Origin of the sequence: Actinopolyspora mzabensis (genome assembly GCF_900101095.1) — a bacterium.
Taxonomy (GTDB): Bacteria; Actinomycetota; Actinomycetes; order Mycobacteriales; family Pseudonocardiaceae; genus Actinopolyspora; species Actinopolyspora mzabensis.
The window spans coordinates 94,518-119,119 of record NZ_FNFM01000004.1 but is presented as its reverse complement, the minus strand read 5'-3'; the positions used below and the strand labels follow the sequence as shown (position 1 = coordinate 119,119).

21 protein-coding genes are annotated in these 24,602 nt (G+C 67.7%); 6 read left to right on the top strand and 15 right to left on the bottom strand.

Translation table 11 applies throughout. The annotated features are described in order from the left end of the window. Nucleotides 1-7 precede the first annotated feature (7 nt). The 7 genes from murD to rsmH form a co-directional block, all read right to left on the bottom strand. A complete protein-coding gene (gene murD / locus BLR41_RS07750) occupies nucleotides 8-1,426 on the bottom strand; it encodes a UDP-N-acetylmuramoyl-L-alanine--D-glutamate ligase (protein ID WP_092627330.1) in 1,419 nt (472 codons plus the stop codon). Between the two features lie 116 nt (nucleotides 1,427-1,542). Next, the gene (gene mraY / locus BLR41_RS07745) at nucleotides 1,543-2,619 is read right to left on the bottom strand and encodes a phospho-N-acetylmuramoyl-pentapeptide-transferase (protein ID WP_092627329.1); all 1,077 of its coding nucleotides are present in this window, start codon (nucleotides 2,617-2,619) and stop codon (nucleotides 1,543-1,545) included. Further along, nucleotides 2,616-4,124: a UDP-N-acetylmuramoyl-tripeptide--D-alanyl-D-alanine ligase gene (locus BLR41_RS07740; protein WP_092627328.1), complete on the bottom strand. Its 1,509-nt coding sequence runs from the start codon at nucleotides 4,122-4,124 to the stop codon at nucleotides 2,616-2,618. The genes mraY and BLR41_RS07740 overlap by 4 nt, the downstream gene beginning before the upstream one ends. Continuing rightward, a complete protein-coding gene (locus tag BLR41_RS07735; protein WP_176797874.1) occupies nucleotides 4,121-5,764 on the bottom strand; it encodes a UDP-N-acetylmuramoyl-L-alanyl-D-glutamate--2,6-diaminopimelate ligase in 1,644 nt (547 codons plus the stop codon). Before BLR41_RS07735 ends, BLR41_RS07740 begins: the two co-directional genes overlap by 4 nt. 198 nt (nucleotides 5,765-5,962) lie before the next feature. Next, nucleotides 5,963-7,918, bottom strand: coding sequence for a peptidoglycan D,D-transpeptidase FtsI family protein (locus tag BLR41_RS07730; RefSeq protein WP_176797873.1), 1,956 nt, complete (start codon nucleotides 7,916-7,918; stop codon nucleotides 5,963-5,965). 5 nt (nucleotides 7,919-7,923) lie between these two features. Then, complete coding sequence (gene ftsL, locus BLR41_RS07725) at nucleotides 7,924-8,718, bottom strand: cell division protein FtsL (RefSeq protein WP_092627327.1); 795 nt, start codon at nucleotides 8,716-8,718, stop codon at nucleotides 7,924-7,926. Beyond that, nucleotides 8,715-9,770: a 16S rRNA (cytosine(1402)-N(4))-methyltransferase RsmH gene (gene rsmH / locus BLR41_RS07720; protein ID WP_092627326.1), complete on the bottom strand. Its 1,056-nt coding sequence runs from the start codon at nucleotides 9,768-9,770 to the stop codon at nucleotides 8,715-8,717. Before rsmH ends, ftsL begins: the two co-directional genes overlap by 4 nt. A gap of 771 nt (nucleotides 9,771-10,541) precedes the next feature. On the opposite strand from rsmH, the gene BLR41_RS07715 reads away from it, so the two are divergent. The 3 genes from BLR41_RS07715 (at nucleotide 10,542) to BLR41_RS07705 (ending at nucleotide 15,041) form a co-directional block, all read left to right on the top strand. Then, nucleotides 10,542-11,540 carry an AAA family ATPase gene (locus BLR41_RS07715; protein WP_092627325.1) on the top strand — a complete coding sequence of 333 codons (999 nt, stop codon included), beginning with the start codon at nucleotides 10,542-10,544 and terminating at the stop codon, nucleotides 11,538-11,540. 73 nt (nucleotides 11,541-11,613) lie between these two features. Then, on the top strand, nucleotides 11,614-12,807 hold the full coding sequence (locus BLR41_RS07710; RefSeq protein WP_245693980.1) for a DUF58 domain-containing protein: 1,194 nt from the start codon (nucleotides 11,614-11,616) through the stop codon (nucleotides 12,805-12,807). After that, complete coding sequence (locus BLR41_RS07705) at nucleotides 12,804-15,041, top strand: transglutaminase TgpA family protein (RefSeq protein WP_092627323.1); 2,238 nt, start codon at nucleotides 12,804-12,806, stop codon at nucleotides 15,039-15,041. Before BLR41_RS07710 ends, BLR41_RS07705 begins: the two co-directional genes overlap by 4 nt. A gap of 111 nt (nucleotides 15,042-15,152) precedes the next feature. Here BLR41_RS07705 and BLR41_RS07700 read toward each other — a convergent pair whose 3' ends face one another. Together BLR41_RS07700 and BLR41_RS07695 are read right to left on the bottom strand one after the other, a co-directional pair. Continuing rightward, nucleotides 15,153-15,563, bottom strand: coding sequence for a DUF3040 domain-containing protein (locus BLR41_RS07700; protein WP_092627322.1), 411 nt, complete (start codon nucleotides 15,561-15,563; stop codon nucleotides 15,153-15,155). A gap of 182 nt (nucleotides 15,564-15,745) precedes the next feature. After that, nucleotides 15,746-16,492, bottom strand: coding sequence for a class I SAM-dependent methyltransferase (locus tag BLR41_RS07695; RefSeq protein WP_092627321.1), 747 nt, complete (start codon nucleotides 16,490-16,492; stop codon nucleotides 15,746-15,748). Nucleotides 16,493-16,590: 98 nt separating this feature from the next. On the opposite strand from BLR41_RS07695, the gene BLR41_RS07690 reads away from it, so the two are divergent. Next, complete coding sequence (locus BLR41_RS07690; RefSeq protein WP_092627320.1) at nucleotides 16,591-17,439, top strand: ParA family protein; 849 nt, start codon at nucleotides 16,591-16,593, stop codon at nucleotides 17,437-17,439. A gap of 114 nt (nucleotides 17,440-17,553) precedes the next feature. Here the strand turns inward: BLR41_RS07690 and BLR41_RS07685 are convergent, their stop codons facing one another. The 6 genes from BLR41_RS07685 to pgsA form a co-directional block, all read right to left on the bottom strand. Then, entirely contained in the window at nucleotides 17,554-18,861 is a 1,308-nt protein-coding gene (locus tag BLR41_RS07685) for a uracil-xanthine permease family protein (protein WP_092627319.1), read from the bottom strand. A 249-nt stretch (nucleotides 18,862-19,110) separates the two neighbouring features. Then, nucleotides 19,111-19,995 (bottom strand): phage shock envelope stress response protein PspM, encoded by an 885-nt coding sequence (gene pspM / locus BLR41_RS07680; RefSeq protein ID WP_218120000.1) that lies wholly within the window; start codon nucleotides 19,993-19,995, stop codon nucleotides 19,111-19,113. Nucleotides 19,996-20,001: 6 nt separating this feature from the next. Then, nucleotides 20,002-20,829 carry a PspA/IM30 family protein gene (locus tag BLR41_RS07675; protein ID WP_092627318.1) on the bottom strand — a complete coding sequence of 276 codons (828 nt, stop codon included), beginning with the start codon at nucleotides 20,827-20,829 and terminating at the stop codon, nucleotides 20,002-20,004. 251 nt (nucleotides 20,830-21,080) lie between these two features. Next, the gene (locus BLR41_RS23665; protein WP_092627317.1) at nucleotides 21,081-21,587 is read right to left on the bottom strand and encodes a helix-turn-helix domain-containing protein; all 507 of its coding nucleotides are present in this window, start codon (nucleotides 21,585-21,587) and stop codon (nucleotides 21,081-21,083) included. A gap of 206 nt (nucleotides 21,588-21,793) precedes the next feature. Then, on the bottom strand, nucleotides 21,794-22,294 hold the full coding sequence (locus BLR41_RS07665) for a CinA family protein (protein ID WP_092627316.1): 501 nt from the start codon (nucleotides 22,292-22,294) through the stop codon (nucleotides 21,794-21,796). Next, nucleotides 22,291-22,929, bottom strand: a complete 639-nt coding sequence (pgsA, locus tag BLR41_RS07660; RefSeq protein WP_092627315.1) for a CDP-diacylglycerol--glycerol-3-phosphate 3-phosphatidyltransferase — start codon at nucleotides 22,927-22,929, stop codon at nucleotides 22,291-22,293. Before pgsA ends, BLR41_RS07665 begins: the two co-directional genes overlap by 4 nt. Nucleotides 22,930-23,247: 318 nt before the next feature. On the opposite strand from pgsA, the gene BLR41_RS07655 reads away from it, so the two are divergent. Then, nucleotides 23,248-23,823 carry an amino-acid N-acetyltransferase gene (locus tag BLR41_RS07655; RefSeq protein ID WP_092627314.1) on the top strand — a complete coding sequence of 192 codons (576 nt, stop codon included), beginning with the start codon at nucleotides 23,248-23,250 and terminating at the stop codon, nucleotides 23,821-23,823. Nucleotides 23,824-23,947: 124 nt separating this feature from the next. Continuing rightward, nucleotides 23,948-24,406: a phospholipase gene (locus tag BLR41_RS07650; protein ID WP_092627313.1), complete on the top strand. Its 459-nt coding sequence runs from the start codon at nucleotides 23,948-23,950 to the stop codon at nucleotides 24,404-24,406. Nucleotides 24,407-24,602: the final 196 nt, after the last annotated feature.

Below are 24,602 nucleotides of genomic sequence, written 5' to 3'. Positions count from 1 at the left end.
AGCTGCCTCACCCCCTGGGATATTCGGCCGGTTCCGCCTGGACGGCACGTACCGCGGCCGCGAATTCCCGCCCACGATGGGCGTAGTCGGTGTACATGTCCATGGACGCCGCGGCCGGTGCCAGCACGACCGCGGTTCCCGACGTCGCGTGGTCGTTGGCCAACCGCACCGCCTCGGACATGGCAGCTTCCCGTCGCGGAGGTATACCGACGACCGGCACATCCGGGGCGTGACGGCGTAGCGCCTCGGCTATCGGCTCCTGATCAGTACCGATCAGCACCGCAGCACGCAACCGGTGGGCGTGCTGCCGGACCAGCTCGTCGACCTCGGCACCCTTCAGGAGTCCACCCGCGATCCATACCACGTCCCGGTGCGCACCGAGCGCGGCCGAGGCGGCGTGTGGGTTCGTCGCCTTGGAATCGTCGACGTAGACAATTCCCCCCGATCGGGCGACCACGACGGAACGATGCTCTCCGGGAGCGAAGTCGCGGAGCCCTTCGGCACAGGCGGTCGCGGCCACCCCGCAAGACCTGGCCAACGCGCAGGCGGCGAGTGCGTTGGCGAGATTGTGCTCACCCACCTGCCGGACATCGGCCACCGTGGCCAGCGACACCGGTGCGGCTTCGGCCGATGCGGGAACCCCGTCCGGCCCGAACGCGCGGTCGAGCAGTTCCTCGTCCCGCACTCCCAGTTGACCGGCTTCGGGCTCACGCAGCGTGATCCCGACCCGTCGCGCCACGGAGTGCTCGTTGACGAGTTCACGGGAGGCGGGGTCGTCCCCGTTGTAGACCGAAACCGAGTTCCCGCCGTACACCTTGCCCTTGGCAGCGCCGTAGGCTTGCAGCGAGCCGTGCCAGTCCAGGTGATCCTCGGCGAGGTTGAGGATGACCCCGGTCTCGGGTGCGAAGGTGTTCGACCAGTGCAGTTGAAAACTCGACAGCTCCACGGCCAGCACCCGATGACCCGCTCGGACGGCATCCACGGCGGGCAACCCGACGTTGCCGCAGGCCACAGCATCCATGCCCGCCGCACGCAGCACCGACTCCAGCATTCCGACGGTGGTGGTCTTGCCGTTGGTCCCCGTAACGGCAAGCCAGCGGGCGGGTCGGCCGGAGGCCCGGTCGAGACGCCAGGCGAGCTCGATCTCGCTGATCACCTCGATTCCGGCGGCCGCAGCTGCCGTCAGCAGCGGTGAATCGGGGCGCCAGCCGGGACTGGTGACCACGAGGTCGGTATCGCTCGGGGGCTCGGTGAGTCCGGGGAGGAGTTCGGCGCCCCGCATCCGTGGTCCGGCCAGCTCGGCAAGCCGCTCCTCCGAGGCGTCCGTCACGATGACAGTCGCCCCCTCGGCCAGCAGCGCCTCGGCGGCCGAGCTGCCGGAAACCCCCGCTCCGGCGACCAGAACCCGCGTCCCCACCTTGCTCATGACCTCACCAAAGCTCTTCGTGGACTGCCGTGTCGTTCATCGGCCCGCCGGGACGTACCCCGGAGCACGGCGGTTGCTCGCTCCGGAGGAACGTCTCTCGGCGGGCACATCGGGCATCAGCTCGGTACCAGTGCCAACCAGTCGGCGTAGAACAGCCCGACACCGAACAGGCAGCTGATCGCTGCCAGTATCCAGAACCGAATGATAACCGTGGTCTCCGCCCACCCGGCGAGTTCGAAGTGGTGATGGAAGGGGGCCATCCGGAACAGTCTGCGCCGCGAGGTGCGGAAGACCACGATCTGCAGCACGACGGAGAGCGCCTCCACCACGAACAGACCGCCGATGACGATCATCAGCAGTTCCGTTCGGGTCGTCATGGAGAGCCCGGCCACGAGTCCACCGATCGCGAGCGAGCCGGTGTCTCCCATGAAGATCTTGGCAGGAGCGGCGTTCCACCAGAGGAACCCCACACAGGCTCCCATCGCGGCGGCGGCCACCACCGCGACGTCGAGCGGGTCACGCACCTGGTAGCAGGCCGGACCCGGGTCGTCCAACAGCGCACAGGAGTTGCGGAACTGCCAGAACCCGATCAGCACGTAGCTGGCCAGCACCATCGCCGCGGTACCACCCGCGAGTCCGTCCATACCGTCGGTGAAGTTCACCGCGTTGGACCAACCGCTGATCGCGACGTAGGCGAAGATGACGAAGCCGATGACACCGAACGAGACCACGCTGATGTCGCGGATGAACGACAGGTGCGCGGAGGCGGGTGTGATGCCGCTCTGGTCCCTGAACTGCAGGGCCAGGATCGCGAACAGCACCGAGGCGACCATCTGCCCCACGAGCTTGGCCGTTTTGTTGAGTCCGAGATTGCGGCGCTTGCGGATCTTGATGAAGTCGTCCAGGAAACCGACGAAACCCAGCACGGTTGTCAGGCCGAGCACCAGCAGGGCCGTGACGCTGGGAAGCGCTTCGGAGACGGTGAGATGCGTGGCCAGATAGCCCGCCCACATGGCGACGAGGATCGCCATCCCACCCATGGTGGGTGTTCCCCGCTTCGCCGAGTGGGACTTCTGCACCTCCTCGCGGATCTCCTGACCGAACCCCTGCTTGGAAAAGACCCGGATTAGGTACGGGGTGAACAGAATCGAGACGACCAGCCCGACGGCGGCCGCGATCAGAATGTGCTTCACGCCGTACCACCGTCCCGTCCGGTGGAGCCCTCCTGCGAACCGGGCACCGCGGGAGCCAGCTCCTCGGCGACCCGCCACAGCGCCGCGGCGTTCGAGGCCTTGACCAGCACGACGTCATCGGGCCGCAGCTGCTCGCGCAGCAACGCGAGGGCAGCGTCCACATCGGGCACCAGAACCGATTCCTCTCCCCAGGAGCCTTCCAGCGCGGCTCCCTGATGCATGGCGCGTGCCTGGTCACCCACCACCACCAGGCGATCGATGTTCAGCCGCACGGCCAGGCGTCCTATCTCGTCGTGTTCCTCGGGGCTCGTATCGCCCAGTTCACCGAGCGCGCCGAGTACCGCCCATCCCCTGCCGGGACGGTCGTGCGTCATGGCCGCCAGTGCTTTCAACGCGGCCCGTACGGACTCGGGATTGGCGTTGTAGGCGTCGTTGATCACGGTCACCCCCTCGGGGGTGGTGGTGACCTCCATCCGCTTTCCGGACAGCTGTTCGGTCCCGTTCAGCCACTCGGCGATGTCCTCGGTCGTGGCTCCGAGCTCGAACGCCACGGCAGCCGCGGCCAGCGCGTTGCCGACGTGGTGCTCCCCGTGCAGCGGCAATCGTACGGGGGCGTGGCCTTCGGGAGTGATCAAAGTGAAACGCGGCCGCGCGAGCTCGTCCACCTCCACGTGCTCGGCTCGTACCGAGGCGTGGGGGTGCTGCCCGAAACGCAGCACCCGCGCCCGAGTGCGCTCGGCCATGGCCGAAACGACCGGGTCGTCGGCGTTGAGTACCGCCACTCCGCCTTCGGCAGCGCTCGGCAGGGCCTCGACGAGCTCGCCCTTGGCCTGCGCCACGGCCTCCCTGGAGCCGAACTCGCCGAGGTGAGCACTGCCGACGTTGAGCACCGCCCCGATCCGGGGCGGCGCGGACTCGCAGAGTTCCGCGATGTGCCCCATGCCGCGGGCGGAGAGCTCCAGCGCCAGGTATTCGGTTCGTTCGTCGGCGCGCAGCACCGTCCACGGATGCCCGAGCTCGTTGTTGAACGAACCGGGGGGAGCCACGGTGGGGCCCATCCGCTCGAGCAGTTGCGCGATCAGGTCCTTGGTCGAGGTCTTGCCGGACGAACCGGTCACTCCCACGACCGTGAGTTGCTTCGCGAGTTTGTCCACGACCAAACGGGCGAGCCGGGCCATGGCCACCAGAACCGCGGCTCCGGAGCCGTCCTCGTCGGCCGCGAGCGCCATCGCACGGGACCGCTCGGCCGAACCGACGGCGGGAACGATCACGGCGGGAGCCGCGACCTCCCTGGCGGCCAGTACCGCGACGGCACCGTCGGAGATCGCCTGCTCCGCGAACCGGTGACCATCGACCTGCTCGCCCGGCATCGCCACGAACAGCCCGCCGGGCCGAATCTTCCTGGAATCGAATTCGACGGCCGCGGTGACGACCTCGCTGCCATCGGCGCGGTGCAGCCTGCCACCGACCGCCCCAGCTACCTCGTCGAGGCTGAGCCGGATCACCTTGCCTCCTCGTCACTTCCCCGCTGGTTGTCGGGGATTCGACCAGCGGGGACGGTTTCCGTCCCTTGCAGACTCCCGAGTCGTTCGCCCAGCGCCGCGGCGAGTTCGTCGCGATCGGAGAACGGGTGAACCACACCCGCTACTTCCTGGCCGGTTTCGTGCCCCTTACCGGCGACCACGACGACGTCACCGCCCGCTGCGCGCCGTACCGCTTCCGCGATGGCCGCACGCCGATCACCGATCTCGTGGGATTCGGCACGTTCGGATTTCGCGACCCGAGTGGTTCCCTCGAGCACGGCGGCACGGATCAGCGCGGGATCCTCACTACGGGGGTTGTCATCGGTCACTATCACAACGTCGGCCCGCCGGGCTGCCGTGGCTCCCATGACCGGACGTTTGTCCGTGTCCCTGTCGCCACCACAACCGAGCACGACGATCACCTTCCCCGCCGCCTGGGAGCGTGCGGCCTCCAGAACCGCGCCGACGGCTCCCGGCTTGTGGGAGTAGTCGACCACCGCCGCGAAGTCCTGTCCCAGCGCGACACGCTCCATGCGTCCCGGAACATCCACCTCACCGAGTCCGTTCGCGATGTCGGCGTACTCGACGCCGACGGCTCGCGTCATCGCGGTGGCCAACAGGGCGTTGGCGATGTTGAACGAGCCCGGCAGTCGCAGCTCGGCCCGGGTGCGGGTTCCGTCGGGAGCGTTGAGGGTGAACCGCTGCGCACCGGTGTTGCTGGTGACCACATCGGTGGCCGTCCAGTCCGCGGTGCCCTGTGCGGCCACCGTGACGGTCTCCGAGCCGACCAGCCTCCGGCCCCACTCGGTGTCGGTGCACACCACCTCCCGAGCGCAACGACCGTCGAACAGCATCGCCTTGGCCGCGAAGTAGTCCTCCATGTCGCGGTGGAAGTCCAGGTGTTCGCTGGAAAGGTTGGTGAAGCCGCCCACGGCGAACCCGAGCCCGGCAACCCTGCCCAGCACGAGGGCGTGACTGGACACCTCCATGACCACGTGGGTGACTCCCCCTTCGAGCATCACCGCCAGCAGTGCCTGCAGGTCGGGGGCCTCCGGGGTGGTGAACGCGCTTTCCACCCGGGAGCCGGCCAGCCTGGTCTCCACGGTCCCGATCAGGCCGGTTACCAGCCCGGCCGAGCGCAGCGCCGACTCGATCAGATAACTCGTGGTCGTCTTACCCGAGGTCCCCGTCACGCCGATAACCGACAACCTGTCGGCGGGACGACCGTAGACCTCGGCGGAGAGCTCACCGAGCACACCGCGCGGATCCGGATGAACCAGCAGCACGACCTCACCGCGCGACACAGCAGGGTGCCGCAGCAGCTCGGGGTGAGCGGCACCCTCCTCATCAGTGAGGACCGCCCGGGCGCCCGCGTCCAGCGCGGTGGCCGCGTGCTCGGCACCGTGCGTTCTGGCACCTCGCAACGCGGCGAAGACGTCACCCGGCCGTACGTGCTGGGCACGCAGCGTCACTCCGGTCACCTCGACGGGCGCGGCGGCCCCTGATTCCGGGGTTTCGGCAGGACGAACTACACGGGCACCGATCGAGTCGGCTAACTCCTCGACACGTACCGGCTCGACACGCGAGGGACGTGGCGGAGAACTCGCAACCGGGGAAGGCACGGGAAAAAGGTTACCGGTACCGCTCCACGGAGCAGCTTTACGGTAGGCAGGTGCGTCGCGAGGCGGTCTCGCCTGCTCGAACGGTTTTCACTCGTTCGAGTGAAACGCTGCCCATTCCTCGCGAAGGAGCCCGGCAATCCTCCACCCGGCTCGCGCGCTCCTCCGGTCCGAGCGGCCCGATACGGGACACCGGCGTGGCTATCTCACCCGCAGTGTCATCTCCGGAGCCGGTTCGGCGGACAGCGGGATGTCGTACCGGCGGGTCAGATCAGCCGCGACGTCGTGGAACAGCGGAGCGGCGGTGAGCTGCCCCCTGTCGGGATCGTCGATCATGATTCCGATCACGTACCTCGGATTGTCGGCAGGCAGCATACCCGCGAAGGTCGCCCAGTGCTGCGAGTTGCTGTAACAGTCGCACTCGGGATCGGGCTGCTGCGCCGTCCCCGTCTTACCGGAGACCTGGTAGCCGGCCAGCGCGGCCTGCGGCGCGGTGCCGCGCTGGCCCTGCTCGTCCTGCACGACCGCGCGCAGCATGTTCTTGACCGTGTCCGCGGTTCGCTCGCTGACGACCCGAACCCCCTCCGGATCGGCCCGCTGATGCTCTTGGCCGTTCGCCCCGATGGTCGAGTCGACCACTCGCGGCGGGATACGTACCCCGTCGTTGGCGATGGCCTGGTACATCCCGGCCATCTGCAACACGGTCATGGACAGTCCCTGACCGATCGGCAGATTGGCGAACCGGGTGTCCGACCACTGCTTGCTCGGCGGAACGACCCCGGAACTCTCCCCGGGAAGGGCTATGCCGGTCTCGGCGCCCAGCCCGAACTTCTTCACCAACTCACCGAAACGCTCCTTGCCCAGTTGCTTCGCCGTCATCAGGGTTCCCACGTTGGACGACTTGGCGAGCACTCCGGTGAACGTGAGCGGGATGGTGCCGTGTTGCCAGGCGTCCCTGACCGTGGCACCACCCATCTCGATCTTCGACGGCACGCGCAGTACGCTCTCGGGGCGCATGATCCCGTGTTCGATGGCCCCGGCTGCGGTGATGACCTTGTTCACCGAACCGGGTTCGTAGGGAGTGGTGACCGCCGGATTGCTCAGGTGGCGGGAGGCACGGCTCCCCTGCGAGGGATCGACCGAGGGGTCGGAGTTCGCCAGGGCGCGCACCTCACCGGTACGTGAGTCCAGCACGACCGCACTTCCACCTTCCGCGCTGACCTCCCGAACGTAGGAGTCGAGTTTCCGGTCGAGCACGAACTGCAGGTCGGAGTCGATGGTCAGCCGCACGTCGGAGCCCGGCTCCGCCGGTCGGATGGTGCGTTTGGTGCCGGGAATGACGAGTCCGGTGCTTCCGTGGGCGGTGTGGGAGATCCGGAGACCGTCCTCCCCGGAGAGCGCTCCGTCCAGCGAGCTCTCGAGACCCACGTTTCCCAGGATCTTGTTCTTGCCCTTGCGCCAGGAAGCGGAACCGACGATACCGGCACCCACCGATCCGGCCGGATACTGCCGGACCGCTCTGTACTCGGTACCGATCTGCTGGTACTCGTCGTGGATCTTGCGAGCGACCGCGGGGTCGATCAACGAGCCGAAGTAGAGGAACTGCTCGTCCGAGAACAACGCTCGCAGGGTTTCCCGTTCACTCACCCTGCCGTTGGTCACCTTGCCGATGTAGGCGGCGATCTCCCGCTTCTTCTGCGGCCCGGTCAGCGCTTCGGGATTGTCCGCACGAGCCGCACGCTGCTGCTGATCCAGCAGTTTCGGATTGGCGTAGAGCTTGCGGGACGCGCTGCTGAAGGCGAGCACCCTGCCATCGGAGTCCAGGATGGAACCGCGTTGTGCCGGGATCGTGGTCTTGGTGAGCAACTGGTCGTCGGCCCGTTCGGACAGCGCGCTCGCCTCGAATCCCTGTATCACCACCAGTTTCACCCCGGCGGACACCAGAGCCAGAACCAGCAGCATCCGGCCGATACCGAACCGCCGCCTGTTGGAGGCCACTCCGAGGCGGGATTTGCGCGGACCACGTCGCTTGCCAGCGGAACCACCGCCACGAGCGAGCTTGGCGCCCCCGCTCGCGGCCGTCCCACGCCGCGGCGCCCGCCTCGAACGATTGCCGCCCTGGCGGGGCTTGCCGCCCTGCCGATCACGAGAAGCCATGCCTGTCACCCCACCGACGCTTCGTTCGACGACGACTGCTCGGAACCGCCCGGAGACTCTCCCCGCCGCTGCGGTGGGCTTTGGCCGGAGGAGTCACCGTCACCGGCGCGTTCCCCGCCCCCATTCGACTCGCCACTCTCCCCCTGCTGGGCGGATTCGGGTGCCTCGGCCGGGCGCGGCTCACCGACGACTTCGATCGATCCGTCAGGCCTGCGCACCAGATGCGCGACCTCGGACACCGGAACCATGTTCATCCGCTCGGCGCGGCGTCTGATCTCGGAGATCGAACTCATCCTGCTCACCGACCGCAGCAGATCCTCCTTGCGTTCGGACAGGGCCTGGACCCGCTGCTTGGACTCCTGCATGTGGTACGAGTTGCCCACCGCGGCGATGGAAAGCCACAGCGTTGCCACGATTCCCGTCACGAGCACGACCACCACCGTGCCCACGAACGGAACCCGGGAGGTGGCGATCCGCTCGGTCAAGGACACCAGGGTGTTCCTGCCGGAGCGCAAAAGCCCGGAACCGAGCAGCACCTCTCGTGCGGAGGGCTCGTGCGATTCGGTGGCACCACCGCTCACCGTCGAACGTCGCTGCTTTCCGGCGGAAGGGGTTCGTTCCGAGGAACGGCGGCCACGTTCCTGCTTGCGTTCGTAGGCACGCTCGCCCGAGGAGGACCGGACGTGCGTCCGCCGGTTCGCACGAGTGGTTCCCCTTGAATCGGTACGGTTGTCGGCGCGTTGCCGCCTTCCGCGGTCGTTGCCGCCGGACTGGCCACCGCCCCGTGTGGCTGCCGTCATGGCGTCTCCTCGATCCGCTCGGCCGCGCGCAGCCGCACCGAGCTCGCTCTGGGGTTGTTCGCCGCCTCCGTCTCGTCGGCGAACTCGGCACCACGCGTGAGCAGCCGCAGCTGTGGTCCGTGCCCGGGCAGTTCGACCGGCAGGTCGACCGGGGTACGCGATTTGGCCCGTTCGGCGAAGACCCGTTTGACGGCCCGGTCCTCAAGCGAGTGGTAGGACAGCACCACGATGCGGCCACCGCCGCTGAGCGCGTCGACGGCCTGGGGAAGAGCCCGTCGCAGCACCTCGAGCTCGCCGTTGACCTCGATACGAAGCGCCTGGAACGTCCGTTTGGCGGGGTGGCCGCCGGTTCGCCTGGCCGCGGCGGGAACACAGTCGTAGATCAACCGGACAAACCGCGCGCTGTTGCCGAACGGCTCGACCTCACGAGCCCGCACGACTTCGGACGCGATGCGGGCGGCGAACTTCTCCTCGCCGTACTCCCGAAGTATCCGGATGAGTTCGGCACGCGAAGCGGTGTTCAGCACGTCGGCGGCTGTCCGACCGGTGGTGGTGTCCATGCGCATGTCCAACGGCGCATCCCTGGCGTAGGAGAAACCGCGCTCGGACTCGTCGAGCTGCAACGAGGAGACCCCGAGGTCGAACAGGACTCCGTCGAGTTCGGACACCCCCTGTTCGGTAAGGATTTCCTCCAGTTGATCGTCCACCCCGTGCACCAGCCGAACACGCTCTCCGTAGTCCGCCAAACGCTGCCGAGCCAGCCGGAGGGCCTCGGGGTCACGATCCACGCCGATCACGGTCACCCCGGGAAACGCGCGCAACAGCGCCTCGGTGTGGCCCCCCATCCCGAGCGTGGCATCCAAGACCGTGGTACGGCGCTCCCGCAACGCGGGTTCGAACAACTCCACGGTTCGTTCCAACAGGACGGGAAGATGCCGCTGCTGTGCCGTTTCCGGATCGGGCTTCCCCGCGGCGAATTCCCGCTCGGGCTCGGCAGCGGGTTCGGGGCTGTCTGGCACGCTGGCCTTTCCTTCCTGTTCCGATCGGATCATGCCGGGCGGGGCGGCGAGCTACGATGAACTTTCATGACCCCGGGCGAAGCGATCGCGTCCTCCCCGCCGTCCCCGAGCCGTCCGACTCGATCACCGGAGCAACACACCGGAGACCGCCCGAGGACAGGAACTCACGAGGCGGAACGCGGTGCGGCACCACCGCCGAGTACCGTTCTCCGACGTCTCCGAACCCGTGATCACGACCGACGAGACTCATCGGAAACCACCCCCTGCGGACCGGAACCGGGCCGATTCGCCCGGGAATCCCGGAAGCCACCCCGCACGGAACCACCGGCGCGCATCCCGCACGGCTCGATCGCCCCGCCTGTCCGATTCCGCCGGAACGGCGAAATCGGACTCCCCACTCGGGGCCACATTACCCCACCCCTTTTCGCCGTCAACCGGAAACGCCGGGCCACCCGGCGCTCCGTGCGAGGAGCGGATCGGGGTTCGCCGCTGCCGCGCGGCTCGCCGGCGAGAGCCCTCCGTCGTCACGCGGGCTTCGGGACACGGCGCGGACCTCGTTGGTGCGAGTTGTACGCACACTCACCACTTACATCGGGTCTGAGAGACTTCCGGCAAGGTGCGTGGCAGCACCACCGCGCACGTCCGCAGCCGCCCCGACCGCAGTGGCACAGGTTCACCCGTGGCAGCACGTCCGGCTGTGACGATCCGGGCGCAACGGTATCTGGAGGTTTGTTGACGTCGGAGAGGAACACAGCGAGCGGCGCCGCGCCCACCACGGTCGGCAGCGGGACGACGCGGGGAACGATGGGCGGAAACACGACGGACGTCCCGCACGACCTCCCCATCGAGTGGATGCACGACACGCTGCGGCGCATCACCACCAACGTGGAAAGCGTGCTGGTCGGGAAGCCCGAGGTGGTCCGGCTCGCCATGGTGACAATGCTGGCGCGCGGACATCTGCTCGTGGAGGACGTGCCCGGGGTCGGCAAAACATCGTTGGCCAAGGCACTCGCACGTTCCGTGAACTGCACCGCCAGCAGGATCCAGTTCACCCCGGACCTGCTGCCGAGCGACGTAACCGGGGTCTCGATCTACAACCGAGGCACCGAGAAGTTCGAGTTCCGGGAAGGACCGGTCTTCGCGAACATCGTGGTCGGCGACGAGATCAACCGGGCCTCGCCGAAAACCCAGTCGGCGCTGCTGGAATGCATGGAGGAGAACCAGGTAACCGTGGACGGGCACAGCTACGAGCTGGCGATCCCGTTCATGGTCATAGCCACCCAGAACCCGGTCGAGCTGGAGGGCACCTACACCCTCCCCGAAGCACAGCGTGATCGGTTCACCTGCAAGATCTCCATCGGCTACCCGGATCCCACGGCGGAGTTGGCGATGGTCGACGAACGTGCCTCCTCCGATCCGCTGCACAAGCTGGAGCCCGTCACCGACGCCGCCGAAGTGGCCGAGCTGCTGGCGGCGGTGAGCGAAATCCACGTCGCGGTCGAGGTGCGCCGTTACGCGATCGAGTTGGTGGCGGCCACTCGTGATCTGGCGGAACTGCGGCTGGGAGCCTCCCCCCGAGCCACGCTGCAGCTGATCCACGCCGCGCGGGCCCAGGCCGCCATCGAAGGGCGGGAGTTCGTCGTTCCCGACGACATCCAGGCGGTGGCCGTGCCGGTACTCGCACACCGCCTGGTACTCAGCGGCGAGGCCCGGGCGGCGCGGCAGAGCGGAGCCGATCTGATCGGCCAACTGCTGGATCGAGTACCGGTACCGCACGGCACCGAACAACTCCGGCGACGGTGACCCCGTGTTGTCCGGCTTGACCATCCGCGGCCGGTGCCTATTGGCCGCGGCCGTCGCATCCGCGATCTGTTCGTTGGTTCTCGACGAACGCGACCTGCTCCGAGTGGCGGTGTTTCTCGCAGCCCTGCCGTTGCTCGCCGCTGCCCTCGCGGCACGCGGCGGAACGGGACTCACGGCACGACGTGAGCTGGAACCGTGGCGGACCGAGGTCGACACCCCCACCACCGTGCGGCTGTGGTTGAGCTCCCGCTCCAGCATGCCGGTAGGTGCGACGGAGCTGACCGACGGCGTTCCGAACACCCTGGGCGGTGATGCGTACCGGGTGCTCGACCGTTCTCCGGGACGGAGCGGAACGGTGGTGGAGTACGCGATCCACGCCGAGCTCCGGGGAGTGCACCGTATCGGGCCGTTGCGCTGCCGCTCGGGAGATCCGTTCGGCTTCTCGGCCTTCGACAGGGAACTCCTGACCACGACCCGGTTGACCGTCGTGCCGCGCGTATTCGAACTGACCGGGCTACCTGCCGGATTCGGCACCGGAAGCGGCGATTCCGGTTCCGGCAGCACCCGCACCGGTGGGGAACCCGATGACAGCACCGTGCGGGAGTACCGGCAGGGTGACGACATCCGCAGGGTGCACTGGAAGACGACGGCACGACGCGACGAGCTGATGGTCCGTACCGAGGAGCGCCCGGAACGAGGTGGGACGACCGTGCTGCTCGACCAGCGGGCCGCCGCGCATCGTGGGGTGAACAAACACTCCAGTTTGGAATGGGCGATTTCCGCCGCGGCGAGCATATGCTCCCACCTGTACGACAACAACCGGCGACTACGACTGGTGGGGGCGGGCGGGGAACCGATCCCGGGCGAGGATCGTCGGAGCGGCCGGCTCGAGATCGAAACGGACGAGGCCCTCCTGCTGGAGGCACTTGCGGCGCTGCAACCCTCCGGTAGGCGGGACCTCACCGGTGGTGCGGATCCGGCGCGGGGGCAGGACCTGGTGGCGGTCCTGGGACGCACGAGCCTAACGGGCGCCGATGAGCTGGCCTCACTTCGTCCCGCAGGTGCACGCAGTCTGGCGCTGCTGCTGAACGTGGCGGGTTGGAACACCGACGGGCGGGGGGATGGCCAGTCGGCTGTGGCACGACGACTGCGTGGCGCGGGATGGACGGTCACCACGGTCGACGGACCGACGACTCGGATACCACACGTGTGGGAGAGCCTTTGCGAACAGACCGCTTCCCCGGACATCGCACGGATGGACCGATGAACCGGAGCGAGACCGCCCGTCGCACCACCACCGGTGTACTCGCCCTGCTCGCCGTACTGCTGACCTCGACCTCCTTCGCGGTGGTGCTCGCCGACTGGCGGTGGTTCCCACCCGCCGTGATGACGGCCACGGCCGTGGCCGGAACCGGAATCGCGCTACGTATGAGACGTGAGTCGTGGTGGGGTGTGCCGGTGCAGTTCGCCACGCTGGTCGTGATGCTCACGGCGCTGTTCGGCGAGCACGGTGTTCTCGGGCTGGTTCCCACCGCCACGACCTTCGAGGAGTTCTCGCACCTGCTCGGCGAAGCGGTCGGAGTGGTCCGTACCGGGATACCGCCCGTTCCGGCGGAGAGCGCCATAGTGGCTCTGATCTGTTCGGGGATCGGAGCGGTCACGATCCTGGTTGATCGGATCGCCGTCACCTGCCGCGCGCCGGCCGTGGCCGGACTGGTGCTGCTGTGCATGTTCGCGATACCCGCGTCACTGGCCGACCGGATGTTGCCCTGGTGGGTTTTCGTACTCAGTGCCCTGGGGTTCACCGCCCTGCTCCCGCTCGGGGTGGGACTCCCGCGGGCGGGAACGAAGGACGGGGTTTCCGCTCGGCGGATCTCCGAAGCCGTCACCGTCACGGCCACGGCGTGCGTGGGTGGTTTGCTGGCGGGCGCGGTCTTCACTGGGGTGGGGACGCAGGGCAGGATCCCGGGCGCCGACCGGAACCCGACGGCCCCGGACACCGGCGAGATCGGACTGCGCCCGTTCACCTCGTTGCGCGGGCAACTGACACGCGACGAGGAAGTGGAGCTGTTCCGGGTAGAGGGGTTACCGAGGGAAACCTACCTGCGTGCGATGACGCTGAGTCGCTTCGACCCGGAGCGGGGCTGGCGGCTCGGCAGGCTCCCCGAGGGCGTTCCGGTCCAGGGCCGGCTGCCCATGCCCCCCGGGCCCGAACGGTCGACGGCGACCCCGAAGCCGATCGAGATCGAGCCGGTGGGCTACCGCGATGCCTGGTTACCGGTGTTCGGAGTACCCCGCCGGGTCTCCGGTATAGGCGACGGCTGGCGTTACGATCCCGATTCCGGAATGGTTTTCACTCGGGAAACCGACGATACGGAAAGCTACACCGAGCTGGCCGTCCTCCCCGACCCGAGCAGGGCGGAACTACGGGCCTCGTCGGGAAGCTCCTCGGTCGATCGGGCCTATCTCGCCACCAGTGGTGCCGGGAAGCGGGTGCGCGAGCTGGCACGACGCATAACGGCGAACGCCGACAACCGGTTCGACAAAGCCCTCGCGTTGAACAACTATTTCACCGATCCGACGAACGGTTTCAGCTACGAACTGCGGACCGCGCCCGCTTCCTCGCACAGCGCGCTGGAGGACTTCCTGTTCCGGGGCAAACGGGGGTACTGCGAGCAGTTCGCCTCCGCCATGGCCGTACTGCTGCGGGAGATCGGCGTTCCTTCCCGTGTCGCGGTCGGATTCACCTCGGGGCGGACCAGGGGCGACGAACGCGTGATCACCACCGAGGACGCGCACGCGTGGGTGGAGGCGCACTTTCCCGGCCACGGCTGGGTGACCTTCGATCCGACTCCGCTGTCGGACGGCCGTGGCTCCACACCCTCGTACCTCGATTCCACTGCGCCCCGACAGGAGGACGAAGGGGAGACCACCGCCACGAGTGAGCGAACGACGAACCCGAGTCAGCGGAACGAGGGCACACCACGCCAGGAAGATCCGCGGGCGGATTCGGGTGCTGCGACGGGTTCTGGCATACCGATCGGTATACTGCTGCTCTGCGGCACGACACTGGTGGTACTGGTGGGAAGCACCGGTACGCCCGCCGCGCTACGGGCACTGCGGAGCGGAAGACGAGCGAGCCTGATAGCCGCGGGAGGTATCGGGGCTGCCGAGAATGCCTGGCGGGAATTGCTCGACGAAGCCACGGACCGGGGGGAACTCACCCCACCGGGTGAAACCCCGCGGCGTACCGCCGACCGGATCAGCGGGAAGCACGATATGCCCCCCGAACAGCGGGGAGCCTGGCACGAGCTGGCGAGCGCCGTGGAACGGGAAAGGTACGGCCCGCCGGGACGGCGCGAGACCACATCATCGCTCGAGATCCTGCACCGGGCGAAGGAGGGCCTGCGGGCGGCCAGACCCCTCGGGTTCCGGGAGCGCCTGTTGCCGAAGTCGGTGCTGCGGCTGCCCACACGTCGAAAGCCCAGGGGTCGGGACTGAAAATCGTTCGAACGACGACCGGACACGGAAACGCCCGGATCACGCGGTGATCCGGGCGTACCCAGCTTTGCTCGGGTGAGGCGAACGCCGTCCCCGAATCTCACGTGAGCACTATCTCTCGAAGCGCTTCCGGAAACGGTCCTCCATTCGCTGTGTCAGGGAGTTCCGTTCCCCCGCCTTGCGTTTCGCACCGGAAGAACCGTCACCGCCGTCACCCGACTGCGACTCCGGATCCTCCGCACTACCGCGCATGGCGAACAGAATGATCACTGCTCCGCCGAACATCACGAGGAAGCCGACCACGCTCACAATGGGTATCCCGGCTGCCGTGACCGGAATAACCACGCCGAGCACCAGTAGGATCAACCCCAGCACGAACACGGCGGCGCCCTGTAGGCGGCGCCGTCTGGAGGGTCGATGCAACCGCCCTCCACGCACGTTGGAGGCGAACTTGGGATCCTCGGCGTAGAGCGCGCGCTCGATCTGATCGAGCATTCGCTGCTCGTGCTCGGAGAGTGGCATGGCTCCTCCTCCGGCACACTAGTTCGTGTCACCGGAGCCCCACTCACTTCGTTTCACGAAGCTCCGGTGAACGCTTTTTGGGGGCGTCACACTCGAGGATACGGCCCCAGCGACGAGACGACTACCCGGTCCCGTCCCCGAGGCCATAATAATCACCCAACATCATCCTGTAGGGGTATTCCTCACTGCGCCGCGTGACCGCCGGGAACACGGGCCAACGCGTGCAGCCTGGTGGCTATGTCCCGCAGCGGCGGTTGCGCCGCGGCTGCCATCTCCAGTTCCCGCAGCGCATCGCCGTTCGAATGGGATCCCTCCAGCAGCGAGCCGGGGACGAGGTCGGAAATCACATTCTGGCCCTGCACCAGCTCGACCTCGAGACCGACGGAGACGAGCACGTCCCGTAGCGACTCGGTGTCGAAACGGCGCCGCACCGTCTCACTCACCGGATGGTCGAGACGACCGTTCGGATCGTTGAACAACCGCAGCGCTTCGGGAACCCGCCCGGTCAGAGCTCGCGCGAGCACGGCCGCGTACCTGTTGGCGGCCAGCACGGAGACGGCGGCGCCGGGAGAAACGGTGGCGGCGAGCGCGCGCAGCGACTCGCCGACGTCGTCCACGTACTCCAGCAGGCCGTGCCCCAGGACCAGATCGGCTCCTCCGTCGGGGACGGCTCCGCGCAGTGCGTCGGTGTCCCCCTGGACCGCGGCCACACGCTCACTCACGCCCGCCTCGCCCGCCCTGCGACGCAACGTGGCGAGTGCGTCGGGGCTGGGATCCACCACGGTGACCGAACATCCCGACACCGCCAGTGGTACCGCCCAGACACCGCTACCGCCCCCGATATCCAGCACCTCGGGCACACCGCCACGACGGCGACGTGCGTCGACCAACTCGGCTTCCAGCACCCGGTACACGGCGTCGGACTTCATAGGGGAAGCGTAATCTCGCCGTTCGGCACTACTGCACCGGACCGGTCCGCGACGGATCAGTTCACCCGGACGACTCGCGCGATACGTAGGCTACGGGCGTGCACACGGTGGCGGTACTGAGCCTCAAAGGCGGCGTGGGTAAGACGACAGTGGTGCTGGGGCTGGCTTCGGCGGCCATGCGCAAGGGCGCGCGCACCCTCGTGGTGGATCTCGATCCACAGTGCAACGCGACGGCTTCGCTGGAGCCGGGGCAGACCGAGCGCGGATTGAGCGACGTGTTGGCCGACCCGAGCCCCGAGACGGTGGCTCGCGCGGTGGCACCGAGCGCTTGGGGCGAGGAGGTCGACGTGCTCGTCGGCTCCGAGGACGCCGAGATCCACAACGGTTGGGACGGCAACGAACAACACCTCACTCGACTGACCGAAGCACTCTCGGAGCTGACCGAAGCGGCGGCCGACGGAGAGCTGCCGTACCGACTGATCCTGTTGGACTGTCCACCCTCGCTGGGACGATTGACACGTTCGGCGCTGATAGCCGCGGACCGGGCGCTGCTGGTCACCGAGCCGACCATATTCGCTGTTTCCGGCGTACAACGAGCATTCGAAGCGGTGCAGTCGGAACGAACGGCCAGCAATCCCGACCTGCAACCACTCGGGGTGGTGGTGAATCGGGTTCGTGCCCGCTCGCACGAGCACCAGTTCAGGATCGACGAGTTACGCGAGATATTCGGGCCACTGGTGATGCCGGTAGCACTACCGGACAGACTGGCGGTACAGCAGGCCCAGGGAGCCTGTGTGCCCGTGCACCAATGGGGCACACCGGGGGCCCGGGAGGTGGCCCTGGCGTTCAACCTGCTGCTGGCGCGCACCCTCCGCGCGGGTAGACCGCAACGCGATCCGGAACCGTACGAGGCGGAGGACGACGAGCTCGACGCCGCGGAGGACTGAAGGGCCCCGTTCGCCGCTGCCCGTTCCCGCGGGAACGGGCAACCGTGAGCCGGCGGTCGCTTCCGGGAAGCCGTCCTCCGAACGAGTGCTCGAGGATTCCCGGAACGGGAGGACTCAGGCACGCGGCAGCCCCCGGATCGCGTCGACCAGGGCACGCAGCAAGGGATGGACCAGCACGAGCAGCAATGATCCCCAGACCACGCCACTCAGCCGGAAACCGCCGAGCGAGAGCGTGGGGTTGCTCGCACCGATGAACAGGGTGGCAACCACGATCACCAGGTTGGCCGGATCGGCGAACCGGATGCGAGCACGCAGCCAGATCCGACCACCTATCAGTGTGACCATCCCCAACAACACCATAGTCGCCGCTCCGACGACACCGATCGGCACGGTGTCCAGCAGCGCCACGACCTTCGGCGAGAAGGCCAGCATCACGGCAGCCACAGCCGCGGTCACGCAGGCCGCGGTGGAGAACACCCTGCTGGCGACCATCACTCCGGTGTTCTCGGCGTAGCCGATCAACCCGCTTCCGCCCACGGCCCCGGAAAGCGTCGTGGCCAGACCACCACCGATCAGCGCATCCCCCACGTTGCCGTCGAGATCGCGATCGGTGGAGGCCGCCACGGCCTTGACCACTCCCACCTGCTGCGCGGCGAGGACAACTACCAGGGGTAACACCACCGGGATCACCGAGATGTGCAACCGCGGGGTGATCAGCTCGGGAAGCCCGAACCACGGGGCACTGCGCAGCGCCTCGAGTCGAATCTGGTAGATCCCGCCGACGGCGAACGCGTAGAACCATCCGGCGGCGATCCCGAACAGCACACAACCACGGTTCAACAGTCCACGGCCGAAGACCGCCAACAGCACGATGACCAACGCGGTAACCACGGCAGCCATCGGAACCGGCCGGAAGGACGGGACGCTTCGCGCGGCTTCCCGGAACAACGCCACCGAGTGGGTGGCCATACCGAGTCCCACCAGCACGACGACTCCCCCGGTGACGACGGCGGGCATAACCGTCTCGAGCAGTCGCACTCCCAACGCTTTGACGGAGATCCCGACAGCGGTCACCAACAGCCCCACCACCAGGATGGCCCCCACCATGCCGCCCGGTCCCGCCCCGGAACGCTCAGCAGCTATCCCCAGCGGCATCACGAAGGTCACCGAGGCCCCCAGATAGGCGGGCACGCGGTTCCGGGTCAGCAGCAGGAACAGCAGAGTTCCCACTCCGGAGGCCAGTAACGTCGTCGCCACCGGGAGTCCGGTCAGCCGGGGCACCAGCACAGTCGCGCCGAACATGGCGAACAAGTGCTGCAGCCCGAGCCCCATGGTCCGTGGCCAGCTGAGCCGCTCCTCGGTTGCCACGTCCTCGCCGGCGGGCGGCTGGCGACCGTTGCCGCGCACGGCCCACAAAGCCACATCCTCCTCCAGTTCGGGAATCGTGGGAAACGTGTCCCGAGCCGTGTTGTTCCAACGCGGTGTTCTCCCGGCCGACAGCCCAGTGGGCGGATCGCGACATCACGACGCGGCGCACGAGATCACCTCAACAGCCAACGGTGAAGATTACTATTCGACAACAGTTCGGAAAACCAACTCGGGAGGGCTTCGGGCCACCTGCTTCGGCAGCGGGAGCGGGCCGGCTGTTAGCAGGAATCGGGCAACCGGATTTCACTGCGGGGAATCGCCCCGGGAACGCCGCCCGGGGGGCTGTTCCGGCGGGCCGGAGTCACCGGTGTCCGGGGACTCGTAACCGGAGAGTTCACGCAGGGCCGAGGCCAGCCCCGCGAGTCGGTCCGTGGCATCGCGCAACTGATGCCCGTGCTGCTCGCCCCCACTTGCGGCCACAGCGCGTCCGGCCGCGGCCACCAGAGCCCCGTACCGTTCCACGCCGTCGTCGAGTTCGGCGCGCATCCGACGAACGTCCGCGCGCAGCTGGGTGCGTTCCGCTTCCGGAGCGTGTTCGACCGTGGCCTCCACAGCCACGAGACGCTCGGCCACCGAACGCAACGTCGCCGCCACCCCGGTGGCGGTACCACGCGCCTCGGCCACCGGCTCATCGAGCTGCCCGACGTGATCGGAGAGCCGACTCAACGAGAGATACAGGCTCTGCTCCGCATCGCGTAGTCGCCGCATGGGCTCGTGGGCGGCGGATTCAGGCGCAGGCAGACTGACCGGTTCCGGCGGCGGTTCCGGTAGCGGCGTCCGGTTGAGCCTACGGTAGCGACGTATCGCCCCCACGGTCCCCACCCCGGCGGCCAGCGCCATTCCACCGAGTCCGAGCGAGGTCAGGTCGAGCAGCACGTCCCCGGCGGAGTCGGCCGGAAGCCCGATGGTTTCCGGCGCGTAGGCGAGGTAGGACCCACCTCCGAAGACGCCGGTCGTCACTCCGCTGCCGACAGCGGTTCGCTTCGCCCTGCTCCGTCTCCGGAGCAAGCGTGCCCGCGGATCGCGCCAAGCCGCGATCCTGCGGCGAACACCGGTGAGCACCGGTCCACGCAGCTGCCGGAGCGCGTAGTCGCTCCACTCCCCGAGTCCGTCACCCCTCCCGCGCACGGTGGGTCACGCTTGGCCGGACTGTGGGTTCTGCTGCTGCGACTGCGGCTGCTGCTGCGGGGCGGGGGTCGACTCGCTCCGAGTCGTCCCACCAGTGACCTGCTGCTGATCGCCGGTCCCCATGGACGCCCTGATCTGGGCGAGCCGATTGACGCCCGCCGCGTCCGTGGCCGCCTGCTGAACCTCCATCATCCGCCCCTGCACACTGTTCTGCGCCAGGTCGGCCTCGCCGAGCGCGGTGGTGTAGCGCTGCTCGATCTTGTCCCGCACTTCGTCGAGCGATGGCGTGTTGCCGGGTGCGGCCATGTCGTTCATCTGCCGCAACGAGCCCGCGACCTGCTCCTGCATCTTGGCCTGCTCGAGCTGGCTGAGCAGCTTGGTCCGCTCGGCGATCTTCTGCTGCAGCACCTGGGCGTTACGCTCGACGGCCTGCTTGGCCTGGTCCGCAGCCTGCAGGGACTGATCGTGCAGGCTCTTGAGGTCCTCCACCCCTTGTTCGGCCGTGACGAGTTGGCCCGCCAGCTGCTGGGCGGTCTCCTCGTACTGCTGTGCCTTGGTCTCGTCTCCCTCGGCGCGAGCCTGATCGGCCATGGTCACGGCCTGGCGCGCCGATCCCTGCAGCTTCTCGACCTCGTTCAGCTGCCGGTTGAGCTTCATCTCCAGCTGTCGCTGGTTGCCGATGACCGAGGCGGCCTGCTGCGACAGCGCCTGATGCTGCCGCTGAGCTTCCTCGATGGCCTGCTGGATCTGCACCTTGGGATCGGCGTGCTCGTCGACCTTGGACGAGAACGACGCCATGAGGTACTTCCAGAACTTCACGAAAGGGTTGGCCATCTCCTCCGCCTGCTTTCTGTCCTACCGGTTGCGCCCTGATCGGGCATTCACGCCGATGGGACGCCGCTGCCGGTTGCTCCGCGGAGTCGCTTCACCGCACCGGGGGACCCCACGCACAACAGACCGGAAACGCTTACCGACCTCAGCGTCTACCCCCATAGTGTCAGCTCGGCCGAACGGCTTCCACCAAGACCCGTGGATCTCCGGCAAAAATTCGGAGATCCACGGGTGTTTCGGTCGGTCACGGAGCCTCAAGCGGCCACTACCACCCCGTTGGAAGTGCGTCCCGGTGGGCTGATGCGCTGGCTGAGCACCGGCTGCAGCCGCCAGTCCTGCGACTCGGAGTCCTCGTCCGCGTCGAACGAATCCGAAACACTTTCGGCACCGGCCGGTACGGGTTCGGCCTCCCCGTCGGCCATCTCCGCCTCGGCCAGTTCGGAGTCGATCAGGCTGGAGACCAACCGGTCCCCCTCGATCTCGGCAGGCGTGGCCTGCTCCACGACCGAAGGCGCTACCACGGTCTCCGAGGAGCCCAAGTCACCCGCCACGGTCACGAGCAACTCGGGCAATGGGAGATCGAGCGCGTCGCAGATAGAGCCGAGCAGCTCACTCGACGCTTCCTTGCGACCGCGTTCCACCTCGGACAAATAACCAAGACTCACCCGGGCTGCGCGCGAAACCTCCCGCAGGGTGCGGGACTGAGCAGCCCGCGCGCGGCGCAGTCGCTCTCCGACCGCCTCCCGCAACAACACGGTCATCGCGCGCCTCCATTCCGTCGCCTACATCCTGCGCGACGCGTCAACGCCCCACACTACTCAACGCGACGCCAACGCACGGCTCGCTTACCACGAGTCCGCCGAGGGCGAACGAGTCTCATCCACAAGACGGAGCCAACGACCCCAATGTCCCATGAAGCGAGACAGCGCGCGTGACTGCCGGCGGCAACGTCGAGTTCTCTTCCGATTCAACGCAACAACCCCTCCAAGTGTTCCAGGGCTCGCAGCGCGGCACCGCACCGGATCGAACCACGGTCCCCACTCAACCGCTCCGTCCGGATCACGGACCCTTGTGGCCCGGCGAATCCCAGGTGAACCGTGCCCGGCGGCACCCCGTCCTGCCAGTCGGGCCCCGCCACACCGGTGAGACCGACGCCCCAGTCCGACACGCAGCGTCGCCGAGCTCCACGGGCGAGCTGTTCGGCCACCTCGGGCTGCACCGCGCCGCCATCGGCCAACAGCTCGGAGCTGACGCCCGCGAGCGAACTCTTCAGATCGGTGGCATACACCACGAGGCCGCCCCGCACCACCGAACTGGCACCGCTGACGTCGGTCAGCAGCATGCTCAGCATCCCCGCCGTCAGGGACTCGGCGGTGGCGATCGTGAGATCACGAGCCCGCAGCGATTCCAGAATGCCGCCGACCAGCTCCTCGTGTGCCACCCGCCGCTCCTCCGGGCGGAAAGTCATGCGCGCACTCCACGCGACCGCGGACTCAACGAGCGCAACCGGAACGCGCGCACCGCGTAGTCGGCGCCCGTGATCACCGTGGCCAGCACGGCCGCCCCCATGACCACCCATTTCAGCGGATCGGCGGCGTCACCGAGCGGCAGCAGGTAAAGGCCGATCGCCAGGGCCTGCAAAATCGTCTTGAGCTTGCCACCCGGGCTGGCGGGGATGACACCGTGCCGGATGACCCAGAATCGCAGCAGGGTGACCGAAGCCTCTCGGAAAATGATGATCCCGGTAACCCACCATCCGAGATCACCGAGCACGCTCAGTCCGATCAGCGCGGCTCCGGTCAGCGCCTTGTCCGCGAGCGGATCGGCGATCTTGCCGAAGTCGGTGATGAGCCCGCGGCGGCGAGCCAGGTCGCCGTCGATCCGATCGGTGATCGAGGCGATGGCGAACACCGCCGTGGCCACCCAGCGCCACAGCGAGTCGTGCCCACCCGCCCAGAACAGGACGATCAGGAAGACGGGAACGAGCAGCAACCGGGAAGTGGTCAGCGCGTTGGCGATGTTGATCACCGGAACCGTTCGCTCGGTATCGGCGTCGCCCTGGCCGGACACAGGCCGGTCCGACGCCGCACTGTCCGCTGTCATGGCAACTCCTCGAACCGATCCTGTCCGCTACGGACCTCGTGCGCCGTGCCACCCCCAGGATCTGCGACAACGGTCGCACCGTCCACCGCAGGGGCGGTCGACCGGACGAACTCGCACCGACGGCGGGTGCGGCGCGACGGCCGTGGCTTCAGAGCGGCGGACGAACCGACCGCCACTGGTGGACCAAGCATAGCGTTCGGCCACGAGCCGACGAGTGGGGAAACCCGCCTCCCCGGAGAGTACGGCAACCGGTCGAGATCCCGACGGGCCTCAACCCCGGCTGTCCACCGGAGCGGAAAATCGCAGTAGAATACCTTCATGCATGATTATGCGGAAAATAGGATAACGATTCGCCGTGCTCGTATCGGCGACGTTCGGGAAATCAAACGGCTCGTGGACACGTATGCCGGCCGGGTACTCCTCGAAAAGGATCTGGTCACCCTCTACGAGAGCGTGCAGGAGTTCTGGGTGGCCGAACGCGCGGATCGGGACCCGAAGGACATCGTCGCCTGCGGCGCACTACACGTACTCTGGGAGGATCTGGGAGAGGTGCGCACCGTGGCGGTGGATCCACGTGTTAGGGGCCAGGGAGTGGGACATCGGCTGGTGCACGGTCTCGTCGAACTCGCGGCGGAACTGGGACTGCCGAAGCTGTTCGTGCTCACCTTCGAGACCGAGTTCTTCGCCAAACACGGATTCGAACCGATCACCGGGACACCGGTCAGTCCCGCCGTCTACGCGGAGATGCGCCGTTCCGCGGACAAGGGTGTCGCCGAGTTCCTGGACCTGCCCTACGTCAAGCCGAACACGCTGGGCAATACGCGCATGTTGCTGCGACTGGACGAGCGGAACCAACCGCGACACGCGGAAGGGGCCGACCGGGTCATTCGATAACGCCCGATCGCACGAAGCGCTGGCCCGCCCGAAACGATAGGACTGATTCGACTACAGATCATCCGTCGCTAGGGGACGATCCGTGTTCGAACGGAATACTCGAAACGGGCCGCGAGTACTGGTAATGCTGCTGGCAGCCTGTTTCGCGACACTGCTGACCGGTACCAGCGCGTACGCGGCGATCGGCGACTCGCAACTTCGCCGAACCACCGACCACTATCTCTTCGAAGTCACACTGGGCGATTTCGGACAAATTCGCGCCGAACGCCCCTACCCCGACCAACTCGACTGGTCCTCGGACTCCTGCTCGTACTCACCGGACGCTCCACTCGGCTACGACTTCACCCCGAGCTGCCAACGGCACGACTTCGGGTACCGCAACTACAAGCTCCAGGACCGGTTCACCGAACGGAACAGGGCGATCATCGACGACAACTTCCGCGCGGACATGTACTCCAGCTGCGCGGGTGACGCGCTGTGCGAACGCACGGCCGATGTGTACTACCACGCCGTACGGCAGTTCGGCGCCAGTAGCGCCAACACCGCTGAGGCACTGCGGAAGGCACAGCTCGCGCCACAGTGAGCTCGTTCCGGAACGGAACTCGGAAGCCGGCCGCTCGGCGGCGGAAGGACTCCCGCACCCCACACGGCCGAAGGCCGCAGCGGAAAGCCCCCGGCCGAACGGACCGAGCGGTGGGAGCACACCGTCGGATCCGTTCGACCGGGCCTTCCAAGCACGGGCCCCTCGGCTCCCGGGAACCGCCGGCTTCCTCCGGCGA

Excerpts from the sequence above, each read along its gene's own strand:
- murD (WP_092627330.1), bottom strand. The coding sequence starts at position 1,426 with ATGAGCAAGGTGGGGACGCGGGTTCTGGTCGCCGGAGCGGGGGTTTCC.
- BLR41_RS07730 (WP_176797873.1), bottom strand. The coding sequence starts at position 7,918 with ATGGCTTCTCGTGATCGGCAGGGCGGCAAGCCCCGCCAGGGCGGCAAT.
- ftsL (WP_092627327.1), bottom strand. The coding sequence starts at position 8,718 with ATGACGGCAGCCACACGGGGCGGTGGCCAGTCCGGCGGCAACGACCGC.
- rsmH (WP_092627326.1), bottom strand. The coding sequence starts at position 9,770 with ATGATCCGATCGGAACAGGAAGGAAAGGCCAGCGTGCCAGACAGCCCC.
- BLR41_RS07715 (WP_092627325.1), top strand. The coding sequence starts at position 10,542 with ATGGGCGGAAACACGACGGACGTCCCGCACGACCTCCCCATCGAGTGG.
- BLR41_RS07705 (WP_092627323.1), top strand. The coding sequence starts at position 12,804 with ATGAACCGGAGCGAGACCGCCCGTCGCACCACCACCGGTGTACTCGCC.
- BLR41_RS07700 (WP_092627322.1), bottom strand. The coding sequence starts at position 15,563 with ATGCCACTCTCCGAGCACGAGCAGCGAATGCTCGATCAGATCGAGCGC.
- BLR41_RS07695 (WP_092627321.1), bottom strand. The coding sequence starts at position 16,492 with ATGAAGTCCGACGCCGTGTACCGGGTGCTGGAAGCCGAGTTGGTCGAC.
- BLR41_RS07675 (WP_092627318.1), bottom strand. The coding sequence starts at position 20,829 with ATGGCCAACCCTTTCGTGAAGTTCTGGAAGTACCTCATGGCGTCGTTC.
- BLR41_RS23665 (WP_092627317.1), bottom strand. The coding sequence starts at position 21,587 with ATGACCGTGTTGTTGCGGGAGGCGGTCGGAGAGCGACTGCGCCGCGCG.
- BLR41_RS07665 (WP_092627316.1), bottom strand. The coding sequence starts at position 22,294 with ATGACTTTCCGCCCGGAGGAGCGGCGGGTGGCACACGAGGAGCTGGTC.
- pgsA (WP_092627315.1), bottom strand. The coding sequence starts at position 22,929 with ATGACAGCGGACAGTGCGGCGTCGGACCGGCCTGTGTCCGGCCAGGGC.
- BLR41_RS07655 (WP_092627314.1), top strand. The coding sequence starts at position 23,248 with ATGCATGATTATGCGGAAAATAGGATAACGATTCGCCGTGCTCGTATC.
- BLR41_RS07650 (WP_092627313.1), top strand. The coding sequence starts at position 23,948 with ATGCTGCTGGCAGCCTGTTTCGCGACACTGCTGACCGGTACCAGCGCG.